The sequence below is a fragment of the Terribacillus sp. FSL K6-0262 genome (genome assembly GCF_037977385.1).
GTDB lineage: Bacteria > Bacillota > Bacilli > Bacillales > Amphibacillaceae > Terribacillus.
The window spans coordinates 1,297,932-1,310,630 of record NZ_CP150277.1 but is presented as its reverse complement, the minus strand read 5'-3'; the positions used below and the strand labels follow the sequence as shown (position 1 = coordinate 1,310,630).

Below are 12,699 nucleotides of genomic sequence, written 5' to 3'. Positions count from 1 at the left end.
GCGATGCGTGCGTATGAAGACTACATTGCAGAGCTTTTCACTTTTGACGATCCATTCTTTCGTTCGACAGATCTTGATTTTGATATAGATATCCAGCGTATGGAAAAGACGATGGAGGAAATAGAAGCATATCTGAATAGGAAACCCGCGGAGAACTGACCCGTGGGTTTTATTTTTCGGCTTTTATCAGGTGATTGGTTTATACTAGAGGAAGAGAGCATGATACATATATAGATTACGTTCCAGCTTGAGAGGGAAAAGAGTATTACTATCGACAATCGAGGAGGCAAAATCATGTCCAATCAAAAAAGAATCATCGAAGAGCTGCAAGTGAAACCTACAATAGACGCAAAACAGGAAATCCGCAGCCGAATCGACTTCCTGAAGGAATATTTGCTGAAAACAGGTGCCAATGGATATGTGCTTGGTATAAGCGGAGGACAGGATTCCTCCTTGGCCGGACGCCTGGCGCAATTGGCAATCGAAGAATTGAAAAATGAAGGCAAGGATGTGACCTTTGCTGCTGTTCGTCTGCCATATGGCGTGCAAGCGGATGAAGAGGATGCACAGCTGGCATTGCAATTCATCGATCCGGCCGAATCTTATGTTTTCAATATCAAGGAGCCTGTAGTCGACGCTGCCGATGCCTATGAAGATGCTGTTGGCGAAAAACTTGCCGATTATCATAAAGGCAATATAAAAGCGCGGATGCGGATGATTGCCCAATATGCAATCGGCGGGCAGAAGGGGCTGCTTGTCATAGGTACAGATCATGCAGCGGAAGCAATCACTGGTTTCTTCACGAAATATGGGGATGGCGGTGCGGATGTTCTGCCGCTAAGCGGTCTGAACAAGCGTCAAGGCAAGCAGCTGCTGATGGAGCTCGGCGCGCCGGAACGTCTGTATGAAAAAGCGCCGACTGCTGATTTGCTTGACGAGAAGCCTGGACAAGCAGATGAAGCGGAGCTTGGATTGAAATACGAGGACATCGATGATTATCTCGAAGGTAAAATCATCGACGAGAAGACGGCCAAGCTGCTTGAGGATCGTTATTTCAAAACGACGCATAAACGTCAGCAGCCAGCATCCATGCATGATGATTGGTGGAAGGAACTGTAAAATGAATGAGACCCCAGGCGGGTCTTGTTTTTTTTATGTTATCCATACCTGAAAAAGATAGATATATGCGCAAAAATGTTACTATCCGCAGGAGGGATATAAAAGATGCTCAAGGAATTCAAAGAGTTTGCGTTACGGGGAAATGTCGTGGACTTGGCGGTTGCCGTGGTCATTGGTGCTGCATTCAGTGCCATCACGACTTCGCTCGTCAATGATATCATCATGCCGCTTATCGGCATCATCACAGGCGGGCACGATTTTAGCGGGCTTCAGTTCACTGTTGGCAATGCTGTAGTGAAGTATGGTGCATTCATTCAAACTGTAATCAATTTCTTTTTGATTGCTGCAGCGATGTTCATGGTGGTCAAGGTAATGAATAAGCTGAAGCGTAAGCAGCCGCAGACAGAAGAGATAGTCGAGGAACTGACCGTGGAACAGGAACTTCTCACGGAAATTCGCGATCTATTGAAAAGTGAAGGGAAAATGAAGGATCAGACATGAGTCTGATCCTTTTTGATTATTTTCTTTGAGGTTCGGGAAAGCAGGGAACAGAGCCTTGTAATCTGCTATAATTTGGATTGCGAGGAGATGAGACAGCATGCAGGTTTTGCGTTCACTTCATCCTTTTAGCTGGACGATCATCATAGGGACAGTGTTCGGCAGGATGGCCACTAGTATGAGTATTCCTTTTTTAGCCATTTATTTGACACAGGAGAAGGGGGCATCAGCAGGTTTTACGGGATTGATCATTGCCGTCAGTTCCTTGGTCGGTATTCTATCCAGCTTTTATGGAGGATATTTTTCCGATCGGTTCGGCAGAAAGAAAATCATCGGTATCAGTATATTTGGCTGGTGCGGTGTATTCGTTGGATTCGCATTGGCGGATGCCATCTGGGTATTTTTTGTCATGAATGCACTGAATGGATTATGCCGCTCTTTATTCGAACCTACATCCAAAGCGCTTTTATCGGATGTGACGGATCAAAAAAATCGTTTGCTCGTTTTCAATATGCGCTATACAGCGATCAATATTGGTGTGGTATTCGGGCCGCTTTTGGGCCTGTACTTCGGTTCAGCTTCTTCCACGGCGCCATTCCTGATAGCTGCTGCCGTGTATTTTGTCTATGGACTTGTTTTGATCTTTCAATTCCTGCGAGTCAAAGTGGAAGCAACCACTGCAGCGAACAGGATCAGTGTCCGTGAAGCATTTCGTGTAACGCGGAGGGACACATTGTTTATGTTCCTGCTGATAGGAGTGACGATCAGTGTCTTCGGGTATTCACATTTCAGCGCCACCTTACCGCAATTTTTTGCGGCCACGCCCGCTATCGAGGACGGTGCTAAGCTTTTCAGCATGATGCTCACGCTGAATGCTTTGACGGTCCTCATTGTGCAATATCCGATAGTCGCTGTAGCGAAGCGGTATTCGCTGGTGTTGTCCTTGATGCTCGGGAATGTCATGATTGCAGTCAGTCTGCTTAGTATGGCTTTTTTGCATGACATCATCTGGATTGCCGGAGCTGTCATTTTGTTCACGATCGGAGAAGTGCTGTTATTCTCGATGTCGGATATGTTCATCGATGAGATTGCCAATCCTGATATGAAGGGGACATATTTCGGTGCAATGGGATTTACAGGTTTTGGGAGCGTGGCGGGACCGCTGGTTGGAGGGATGCTGCTGGATCATTTCAGCGCTGTCCATCCTATACCGATATTCACCATCATAGCCATCCTCGTCATCATCGGTGCCCCATTCTTATTCCAGGTTTGGGTAATGCTAAAAGGGAAGGAGCAAAAACCGAAGCCTGTTTTGAAAAAGGAGCATGTTAAATGACAAGTTATCAGCCGCTGCCGCAGTCATTCTATGAGCAGCCTACATTGGAGCTGGCTCCAAGCTTGTTGGGCTGCCTGCTTGTACATGAAACAACGGAAGGAATCACCGCCGGATATATCGTGGAGACCGAAGCATACCGGGGCGCACTCGACAGGGCTGCGCACAGCTTCAATAATCGGCGGACGAAACGGACGGAAATCATGTTCCATGCCCCGGGCCATATCTACACGTACACGATGCATCGGCAAGTGCTGCTGAATGTCGTCAGTGCAGATGCCGGGATACCCGAGGCTGTCCTCATCCGGGCGCTTGAACCGAAGGAAGGGATTCCGCTCATGGAGACGCGCAGGCCGGGGCGAAAGCCGAGAGAGCTGACGAATGGCCCGGGCAAGCTGTGTCAGGCAATGGGGATCATGCAAGCGCAATATGGCGGTCATTTCACCAAACCGCCGCTATATATTACGCAAGGCTATAAACCTGAGCAAGTGGAGATAGGGCCGAGAATCGGAATTCCGAATGCACAGGAAGCGCGTGATTATCCTTGGCGTTTCTGGGTGCACGGTAATAGATATGTTTCCAGGTGAGTCCCTTTTTAAAACGGCTCGAATCATGTAAAATGAATACATCATGTCCGGCAATAGCCGACAATGCAAAAAGGAGAGATAGGCAGTGAGTAAAGTACTCGTCTTCGGACATAAAAACCCGGATACAGATGCGGTTACATCCGCAATTGCATACGCACATCTGAAAAATAAACTAGGTATGGAAGCTGAAGCAGTCCGCCTGGGAGAATTGAATGAAGAAACGGCATTCGCCTTGAAAACTTTCGGCTTGGAGGCTCCACGGATGATTGAGGCAATCGACGGAGATGCCGAGCGAGTCATCCTGGTAGACCATAATGAAAAGCAGCAAAGTGTCTCGGACATCGATACTGTTTCCGTAATCGAAGTGGTCGACCATCATCGCATCGCGAACTTTGAGACGGCGGATCCGCTTTATTATCGTGCGGAGCCAGTAGGCTGTACAGCTACCATCATCAAAAAGATCTATAAAGAACATGAAGTGGAGATCCCGAAAGAAATCGCAGGTGCGATGCTGAGTGCGATCATCTCCGACTCCCTATTGTTCAAATCTCCTACATGCACGGAACAAGATGTGAAGGCCGCGGAGGAGCTTGCAGAAATCGCAGGCGTCGATGTAAATACATATGGCTTGGATATGCTGAAAGCAGGCGCCGATGTCAGCAAGAAAACCGCGGAGGAATTGATCACACTTGATGCGAAGGAATTCCAAATGGGCGATGCAACTGTCGAAATCGCACAGGTCAATGTCGTCGATGAACAGGATGTCCTTGTCCGTCAGGCTGAAGTGGAGGCTGCGATGAAGCAGAAGATCACGGATAAAGGTCTGAAGCTCTATCTGTTCGCCATCACGAATATCCTGACAAATGATTCCACAGCAATTGCCTTGGGAGCAGATACGGAAGCAGTCGAAAAAGCGTTCAACGTGACACTATCAAACAACACGGCAACACTTAAAGGTGTTGTATCCCGCAAGAAACAAATCGTACCGGTTTTGACCGAAGCCATGAATGGCTGATAATAAATGAGCAGGCATACAGCCTGCTCATTTTATTTGCTGTCAGCATGTACATAATGCTAAAGTGGATATACACCCGCATAGGAAACAACCTCGTAATATCTTCTTCCGATCAAAGAACTCTGTTTTTTCTGCAGCAGCAAAGAATACTTTTTCACTGAATAAGGGAATAGGAATGCAAATTGCTGACTTACTTTTCAGAATAAAAGGGAGGCTTTTCAGGATGAAATACACAGCTATACCAGGTATCGAGCGCCCGCTCTCAAAATTGATCCTGGGAACGACAAAATTCTTCGAAGATAAAAAACAAGATGTATTCTCTGTTTTGGATGCCTTCTTGCAGGCAGGCGGCAATACGATCGATACAGGTCCGAAATACGCAAAATACCAGGCAGAGAAACTGATCGGGCAATGGATGCAGGAGCGCGGCACCCGCAAAGATGTCATCCTCATCTCAAAAGGCGGCCATTATCATATCGATCGGGATGGCACGCATCATCCGGAATTGAAACGGGTGGACCCTGTCGAGATTACGAAGGATCTGCATGAGAGCTTGGGGAACTTGCAGACTGATTTCATCGATATCTATCTCATACATCGGGATGACCGCAGTGTATCTGTCCAGGAACTGATGGATATGCTGCATGAGCATCAGCAGGCTGGGAAAATAGGCATATACGGAGTGTCCAACTGGCAGCCGGATCGTATCGAGGAGGCCAATGCCTATGCCGATAGCAAAGGATATGACAGGCTGATGGTGAACAGTCCGAATCTCAGCCTTGCGCAGCTGAATGAAGTGCGATGGGCAGGGACGGTCGCGCTGGATGATGAATATCTTGCTTGGCATCGCCGCACGGGAATGCCGGTCATTTCCTGGGCAGCTCAGGCGGGAGGATTCTTCACCGGTACATATGATCGCAATCATGTGACGGATGAAGAAATCGCGCGTGTCTATTACAATGATGATAACTGGGAACGATATGACCGTGCTGTCGAAATAGCCAACAGGAAAGGTGTGACGGCGAACCAGATTGCTGTCGCATATGTCCTGCATCAAGCGTTTCCGACATGCGCCATTGTCGGCTGTAAAAATGTGCGGCGGCTGGAAGAAGCCCTACCGGCGATCGATATTCAATTGACCGAGGAGGAAGTGAAATGGCTGAATCTGGAGCTGGAGGATGCCAAAGTGGAATAAAGCATTTCTCCCTTACGATTTTTTGACTTATCGTATACAATAGAACATATCACAAAGTATACGGTATGAAAGAGGGGAGTTAAGGCGTGCGGACTATGAGCAGACAGCATATACCCGTGCGGGCGAAAAATATCGTCCTGATCGGATTCATGGGTGTCGGGAAAACGACGATCGGCAAGCTGGTGGCCGATAAACTGTATAGGGATTTTATCGACATCGATATCGAGATCGAACGCCGTTGCGGCATGACGATCCCGGAGATATTCGCTCAGCATGGGGAAGGATATTTCCGGGAAATCGAACGGAACACGGTCATCGATATTTGTGATAATAAACAATGCAATATCGTTTCCCTCGGTGGCGGTGCGTTCAAGCAGGAAGCCATCCGTGAGAAATGCCTCGACAGCTGTCTTGTGCTATTCCTTGATTTAAGCTGGGATCGGTGGAAGGAACGTATGGATCTGCTGATCGAGAATCGCCCGGTACTGCATAATAAGTCGGTGGATGAGGTTCAGCGGATTTTCGATGAACGGCAGGCGATTTATGCAGAGCATAATGCACGCGTTACAACTGATGATCTGAATCCGGAAGAAGTTGCAGATTATATCGTAGAAATATTGAAGCTGGGATGGGAACTCCATCAGCCGCTATCGTGATCAGGAACTTGATCTAAGAGCTATTGCAATTGCATTTGTTGTAATAGCTCTTTTTAACCTGATAATTGTCCTAATTATCAAATAATTAACGGGTCCTATCTGCTTATTTTCACTGATGAAAGTTTTCAGGAATGGAATGCGGGGTACAGAAAGATACGATTTCAAAGGAGGATGAACGTCTTGCATCACAAAGATACAATTCATGTTGTTTCCAGTGCGGATGATAATTACGCCCACCACCTTGGTGTGATGCTGGCATCACTGCTTACAAATGTCAATCGAAACAGACGAGTCATGCTATATGTAATCGACGGAGGCATTACCAAGCCGAATAAGCGGAGGCTGATGAAGACGACGATGCAATTCGGTGTCCCGATCCGTTTTCTGACCATAGATACCGAATCATATAAGAATGCAACAGAAAGCAGATATATCAATAAAACAGCTTATTACCGCATTTCCATTCCGGAAATCATAACCGATCCAGCTGTCGGGCGAGTCATTTATATCGATTGCGATACATTGGTCCTTACAGACATTTCCGAGTTGTGTGACATGGACTTGGATGGTGAATTGCTGGCGGCAGTGGAGGATGCCGGGCAGCTGCGGAGGCTGGAAAAGATGAACATCACGACGGAGGGTAAATATTTCAATTCCGGTATGATGGTCATCGACATGGAAGGCTGGCGCGAACAGGATATTTCAAAAAAGGTACTGCAATTCATTGATGAAAACAATGATCCAGAGTTCCTTTACTTGCATGATCAGGATGCTTTGAATGCCATCCTTTGGGATAAGTGGAAGCCGATACACCCAAGATGGAACGCTCAATCCTTCATCATACTCAAGACCAAGACACCGCCGGAGCTTGCGGAACGGAAACGCTATAAGGAGGCGCGTCAATCCCCGGCCATCGTCCACTTCACAGGTGCAAATAAACCATGGAATTCGGATGTCGGACATCCATTTGCTCCTCTTTACTTCGAATTCCTGCAGCAGACCCCATGGAAAGTGCTTCCGGGACAAAAAGAACAGGAAGTGTATGCAGACTAAGGCACAGCTGGTATGGCTGTGCCTTTTTTATTTGCTATAATACAGGAAACAGAAAAAAGGACGGATCAGAATGGTTCAAGAAAAAAAGAAGCTATTGGGGAAGACGCGCAGAAAATGGCTGCTGGAAAAGCTGCAGTCAGCAAATGGCCCGCTCAAGGGAAGTGAATTGGCGAAGGAAGCGAATGTCAGCAGGCAAGTGATCGTAGGCGATGTCACGCTCCTGAAAGCAGAGCAGCATCCGATCATTGCTACCAGTGAAGGATATATACTGCAGCAGCAGCCAGTTTATTCAGTGGAAAGAATCGTAGCTTGCCAGCATGCTCCTGGACGAACAGAGGAAGAGCTGCAATTGCTTGTCGACTTGGGAGTGACAGTGAAGGATGTCCGGGTGGAACATCCTGTTTACGGACAAATAACAGCCTCCATCATGGTTTCCAGCCGCCGGGAAGTCAAGAAGTTCATTGAAAGGATTGCAAACAGCAGAGCAGGCTATTTATCTGAATTGACGGAGGGCATCCATCTCCATACCCTGGCTGCAGATGATGAGTCGATAATGGACGAGGCGATCGAGCTGTTGAGGGAGCGCGGCTTATTAGTACCAGAGTGGGATTGACTATACAGTCAATCCCACTTTTCTTTCGCTCATTGCCCATAGTTGTTTGGATAATTCCTCATTATCCGCCTGTCCCTTCACTTCCTGTATCCGCCGTTTATAAAAATATCCGCCGGATACATGCTGAACCTCAGGGCTTTCTGCTAAATACAAAGCGGTATCAGCTCCTTTGGCGGGTGATTGGAAAAAAGGACGGAGCAACTGATGGACTTTTTTGCCGAAACCGGTGTGTCTGTCCACGCCTAGACTCGTACTGACGGCTCCTGGATGCAGCGCATTCACTGTGGCATTCGAATGATGCAGCCGCAGGGAGAGCTCCTTGGTGAACAAAAGATTGGCAAGCTTGCTGTGGCCATAATTCCGCCAAGGCGTATAGGATTCCGTTCCGTCTAAATCATGAAGGTTGATTTTTCCGATTTTATAAGCACCGGAGGACACGACGACAATCCGCCCTTGTGGGGCTGCCTTGATCTGTCCCAGCAGCAAATTGGTCAGCAGGAAGTGTCCAAAGTGATTCACTCCCATCATCATTTCCAAGCCATCAGCGGTATATTGCTTTTTTGGTGTGATGATGCCGGCATTGTTGATGAGTATGTCGATCACAGGAAGGTGTGTTTTCAACGCTTCTGCACAGGCATGAATACTGGTGAATGATGCCAGGTCGCATACGTATGGATATATTCCACTCTCCTTGTCATTTGGGGCGTTTCAGTGTAAATAGCTCACCAAGCTTACTATAATCGTTGCCAGCCAAACGGCTGATTGGCTGGATTGCTTTTGCATCTAGATACCCGGTACTGTCATCATAAACTTCCGGAGAAAGATGATAGCCTGCCACTTTGGCGAGCAATAGGTCTGCTGTGACAGCTCCTTCCTCATCCTTTATTTCGATATGATCATATAAAGTGCATTCCATCCGGATGGAAGCTTCGCTGATTCCGGGAACCGAGATATATGTGCTCGGGACAAGCGTCAAACCGGTGTGATCAAGCTCACTTTCTTCGGCAGGCAAGGTAGCTGCGGTCTTATTGATATCCTCGGCGATCGGCTCGGTGCTGATATGGACGACAAGTTCCCCCGAGCGAATGGCATGACGTGCTGTGTCTTTCTGTCTGCCCTCTGCGCGCTGTATGGAAATACTGATGATCGGAGGCGCTGCACTGACGATTGAAAAGTAGCTGAAAGGTGCAGCATTCACGGCATCCGATTCCTCGGACTTGGTTGTGATGAAGGCTACCGGTCTAGGGATGATGCTTCCTGTGAGTATTTTATAATGTGTCTTGGTGGATAGATCTTTTGCATGGAATGTATACAAATTTATTACTCCTTTCGGTCGGGCTATCACATGAATCTTACTAGCGCTTAACAGTTCTATTACCTTTTAAAGATATTCTTAAGCATGGAAGAAAAAGAATGGTCCGTTTTTTCGATGCTCTTTGCAGGGGCTTCTTTTTCTTCCAAGAAGATTTCCTGCTTATCTATTGCATGGTCGACATGCAGCACGAGTGCAATATCCACATCGACTCCTTGATTGGTGACGGATGTGTAGGGGATACGGTAGGATGACGCGAGTGTTTTATAGGGCTTGAAGAAGCGCATATTCACTTCGCCAGATAAACGCAAGGATGCATCCGGATAGCTTTTCATCGCTGTTTCCAGCTGCTGCAGTCCCTTTTGCTGGACGACCTCCCCTTCAGTCATTGCCAGAATGGTCCGCTCCCGCAAAGTTCCCAGATATTCCTTCCTTTCACTTGCCTTTGTTTCTTTTGTTCCATATATGCCTTCGTTAAGGTAATCATCAATATTCTTTTTCAATGCTCCTCACCTCCGATTCGGTATTTCCAATTCATGACGTTAGCTTTACAATAAAAGTAAAATGGGGGGCGATACATAAATGACGACATTGCAATTTGCAAATCTCAGCAAGACATCACGTAATACGATGCTCCTGCCTCCAATCGATATAGAGCTGAAAGCAGGGGAGTGCTATGTGATTCGCTGCAATAAAGTGATCGGGAATCAGCTTCTTAAAATAATTAACAAAAAAGAAAATCCTTCTACCGGTAGTGTACTACTATTCGGTGAAAATATCGAAAACCTGCATTCCGTGAATGATAGAATCGGCTTTCTGTATCTGGAAGATGCAGCTTACACGAGGATGAGAGTGAAGGATTACCTTGCTTTCTTTCGGAAAATCCATGGAAGCAAGGTGGATCTGGAAGAAGTGATGCAGCAAGTCGGCTTGCGCGAATGGCGAACGACCAAAATCGGCAAGCTGACTTTTTCACAGGAACGCCGACTGCAGATCGGAAGGCTGATTGTGCAGGATCAGCCAATAGTCATCATGGAAGAACCGGAACAGAATGTAGACCTGGAAACGAGCTTGATCATCCATCGCATCATCGATGAGCTCAAAAAGAAAGATAAAACCATCCTCCTTACCACTATAGATTTGGAAAATGCATTGGCGTTGACAGATCATGTCTATTCGCTGACGGATAAAAGCTGTAAACGAATAGCTATCGAAGAGAAAGAGGATGAAGATGCCGCAGAAGAAGAGGTGCTTCAGCCAGTCAAATTGGAAAAGATCCCAGCAAAAATCGATGATAAGATCATTCTCTTCAATCCGTTTGATATCAACTTTATTGAAAGCAGCGAAGGAATGGCACAGCTGCACCTTCAAGATGGAGTATTTCCATGTACATATACGCTTCAGGAATTAGAAGGGCGGCTAAGGGCATTCGGATTCTTTCGCTGTCACAGATCCTATCTGGTGAATCTGCAGCAGGTGAAGGAAGTGGTCACCTGGACACGGAATAGCTTCAGTTTGATTCTGGATGATCATTCACGCAGCTCGGTCCCGCTATCCAAAAACCGCTTTGAGGAATTGAAGGGAATGCTCGGTCTGTAAGTGCCCCACTCAGCTTGGATATTGCAGCATTCATCCCTTCATTTGCTCCATTCGTCTTTTTAGGTTTCCATTAAGCTTGATTTTACAGCGTTTTTCCGTAAAGGGCGTTAAGCTGTGATTATCAACCGTTACAAACGGAAAGGAGCAGCAACATGGAGTACGCATTACAGGTAAATGATTTATCCAAGGTCTTCGGCCAGCAGCGTGCACTGCAGCAAGTCTCATTCAATGTGAAAAAAGGGGAGGTCTTTGGTTTCCTGGGCCCAAGTGGATCTGGGAAAACAACGACTGTCAAGATCCTTACAGGTCAGCTTCTGCAAACTGCTGGAGATGTTACTATTTTGGGCAAGCCGGCAGCTAAAATAAAAGACGCAGATTTAGGAAGGATAGGTATCTTGACGGATAACAGTGGGTTGTATGACCGGTTGACTGTACAGCGCAATCTGGATTTCTATGCAAAGCTTTATAATGTTGCTGCAGGAAGAGTGGAACAGGTACTGCACCTGGTGGGATTGGCAAATGATAAGAAAAAGCAAGTAAAAAAACTGTCCAAAGGAATGAAGCAGCGTGTACTGCTTGCCCGGGCTGTCCTGCACAAGCCGGAAATACTCTTTCTGGATGAACCGACATCGGCTTTGGATCCAGGTAATGTGCAGAAGATGCATGACCTTTTGCGGGATTTGAACCGGGAGGGGACGACGATTTTCCTGACAACACATAATATGGAAGAAGCCGCGCAGCTTTGTGATCGAGTTGCATTCCTGAATGAAGGACAAATCCGGGAATTGGATGCACCGTGTCTGCTTCAGCGTAAGTATGCAAAAAACACCATACATCTTGAGCTGAAAGATGGACGTAAAGAAATAATCAAAAATGATCCTGTCGGTGCAGATCGCCTATATAGGTATATGCAGGCAGAAGAAGTAGCTGCCGTTCACTCCGATCAGCCGACTCTGGGAGATATATTCATCGAAGTGACAGGGAGGGAATTAGCATGAATACGGCTCGTTTATCCGCCATGCTTGTAAAGGAATACCACGATATAAAGTCGAATTTCACAATATTATCTGTCCTATTCGTGCCTCTATTTTTGGCTGTGATTTTTAGCCGGCTGGATGGGGAGCAAGACTTCGCACTTTCGTTTATTTTTTTAGAGGCCGTTGCGTTTGTAACGATGTATGCACAGGCAGTCCTGATTGGGGAAGAGAAAGAGAAGAATACACTGCAAGTTTTATTGCTTTCACCTGCAACAGCCGCTGAGATCATGATCGGAAAAAGTATAATCTCGGTTATCTTGACCGTCATTACTTTTGTTGTACCTATACTGATCATAGACGTTCGAATGGAAAGTCCGCTCCTATTTTGTATCATCTTGCTATTGGCTGTAATTTTCTTTGCTGCAATGGGCACTTTGGTTGGCTTACTAAGTGAAAATCTGGTACAAACGTCAATGTATATTTTGCCGCTTAGCTTCCTTTTCGGTTTCAGTCCGATGATTGAGATGTATTTTTCGGATAGTGTGATAGCTGACATCTTAGGCTATTCGCCTGGTAACTATATAATGGAAGCTTGTATGGGAGCGATCAATGGCGAGGCATTCTCCTCCTATCGCGGAGATATCCTTTGGCTTGGGGGATGGACCATTGCGGCTTTGGCGGTAACCCTCCTTACATTTAAAAAGAAAAAGTTATCGAAGTAAAAGCCGCCCAGGCTGGGCGG

General features: G+C 46.7%; 16 protein-coding genes. 13 read left to right on the top strand and 3 right to left on the bottom strand.

All coding sequences use genetic code 11. The annotated features are described in order from the left end of the window. Positions 1-3: 3 nt before the first annotated feature. The 10 genes from MHI54_RS06775 to MHI54_RS06730 all read left to right on the top strand — a co-directional run bounded on the left by MHI54_RS06775 (position 4) and on the right by MHI54_RS06730 (position 8,069). Positions 4-159 carry a hypothetical protein gene (locus MHI54_RS06775; protein WP_158221588.1) on the top strand — a complete coding sequence of 52 codons (156 nt, stop codon included), beginning with the start codon at positions 4-6 and terminating at the stop codon, positions 157-159. A 135-nt stretch (positions 160-294) separates the two neighbouring features. Further along, entirely contained in the window at positions 295-1,119 is an 825-nt protein-coding gene (nadE, locus tag MHI54_RS06770; protein ID WP_095216786.1) for an ammonia-dependent NAD(+) synthetase, read from the top strand. A gap of 105 nt (positions 1,120-1,224) precedes the next feature. Further along, a complete protein-coding gene (mscL, locus tag MHI54_RS06765) occupies positions 1,225-1,620 on the top strand; it encodes a large conductance mechanosensitive channel protein MscL (protein ID WP_095216785.1) in 396 nt (131 codons plus the stop codon). A 97-nt stretch (positions 1,621-1,717) separates the two neighbouring features. Next, a complete protein-coding gene (locus MHI54_RS06760; RefSeq protein WP_095216784.1) occupies positions 1,718-2,953 on the top strand; it encodes an MFS transporter in 1,236 nt (411 codons plus the stop codon). Further along, positions 2,950-3,537 carry a DNA-3-methyladenine glycosylase gene (locus tag MHI54_RS06755; protein WP_095216783.1) on the top strand — a complete coding sequence of 196 codons (588 nt, stop codon included), beginning with the start codon at positions 2,950-2,952 and terminating at the stop codon, positions 3,535-3,537. The genes MHI54_RS06760 and MHI54_RS06755 overlap by 4 nt, the downstream gene beginning before the upstream one ends. 85 nt (positions 3,538-3,622) lie before the next feature. Further along, a complete protein-coding gene (locus tag MHI54_RS06750; protein ID WP_340082701.1) occupies positions 3,623-4,552 on the top strand; it encodes a manganese-dependent inorganic pyrophosphatase in 930 nt (309 codons plus the stop codon). 223 nt (positions 4,553-4,775) lie between these two features. Continuing rightward, on the top strand, positions 4,776-5,747 hold the full coding sequence (locus tag MHI54_RS06745) for an aldo/keto reductase (protein WP_095216781.1): 972 nt from the start codon (positions 4,776-4,778) through the stop codon (positions 5,745-5,747). Between the two features lie 95 nt (positions 5,748-5,842). Beyond that, positions 5,843-6,403 carry a shikimate kinase gene (locus MHI54_RS06740; RefSeq protein WP_095216780.1) on the top strand — a complete coding sequence of 187 codons (561 nt, stop codon included), beginning with the start codon at positions 5,843-5,845 and terminating at the stop codon, positions 6,401-6,403. A gap of 180 nt (positions 6,404-6,583) precedes the next feature. Continuing rightward, a complete protein-coding gene (locus MHI54_RS06735; RefSeq protein WP_095216779.1) occupies positions 6,584-7,456 on the top strand; it encodes a glycosyltransferase family 8 protein in 873 nt (290 codons plus the stop codon). A 70-nt stretch (positions 7,457-7,526) separates the two neighbouring features. Continuing rightward, positions 7,527-8,069 (top strand): transcription repressor NadR, encoded by a 543-nt coding sequence (locus tag MHI54_RS06730; protein ID WP_340082700.1) that lies wholly within the window; start codon positions 7,527-7,529, stop codon positions 8,067-8,069. Here the strand turns inward: MHI54_RS06730 and MHI54_RS06725 are convergent, their stop codons facing one another. Genes MHI54_RS06725 through MHI54_RS06715 form a run of 3 tightly spaced genes read right to left on the bottom strand, consistent with a single transcriptional unit; the run spans position 8,070 to position 9,884 of the window. Then, entirely contained in the window at positions 8,070-8,750 is a 681-nt protein-coding gene (locus MHI54_RS06725) for an SDR family NAD(P)-dependent oxidoreductase (RefSeq protein WP_095216777.1), read from the bottom strand. 13 nt (positions 8,751-8,763) lie between these two features. Continuing rightward, the gene (locus tag MHI54_RS06720) at positions 8,764-9,384 is read right to left on the bottom strand and encodes a flavin reductase family protein (RefSeq protein ID WP_095216776.1); all 621 of its coding nucleotides are present in this window, start codon (positions 9,382-9,384) and stop codon (positions 8,764-8,766) included. A gap of 59 nt (positions 9,385-9,443) precedes the next feature. After that, positions 9,444-9,884, bottom strand: a complete 441-nt coding sequence (locus MHI54_RS06715) for a YueI family protein (RefSeq protein ID WP_095216775.1) — start codon at positions 9,882-9,884, stop codon at positions 9,444-9,446. Between the two features lie 79 nt (positions 9,885-9,963). On the opposite strand from MHI54_RS06715, the gene MHI54_RS06710 reads away from it, so the two are divergent. The 3 genes from MHI54_RS06710 (at position 9,964) to MHI54_RS06700 (ending at position 12,679) form a co-directional block, all read left to right on the top strand. Then, positions 9,964-10,980 carry a LytTR family transcriptional regulator DNA-binding domain-containing protein gene (locus MHI54_RS06710; protein WP_095216774.1) on the top strand — a complete coding sequence of 339 codons (1,017 nt, stop codon included), beginning with the start codon at positions 9,964-9,966 and terminating at the stop codon, positions 10,978-10,980. 152 nt (positions 10,981-11,132) lie between these two features. Further along, a complete protein-coding gene (locus MHI54_RS06705; protein ID WP_095216773.1) occupies positions 11,133-11,978 on the top strand; it encodes an ABC transporter ATP-binding protein in 846 nt (281 codons plus the stop codon). Next, complete coding sequence (locus tag MHI54_RS06700) at positions 11,975-12,679, top strand: ABC transporter permease (protein WP_340082699.1); 705 nt, start codon at positions 11,975-11,977, stop codon at positions 12,677-12,679. The genes MHI54_RS06705 and MHI54_RS06700 overlap by 4 nt, the downstream gene beginning before the upstream one ends. The last annotated feature ends 20 nt before the right edge of the window (positions 12,680-12,699 follow it).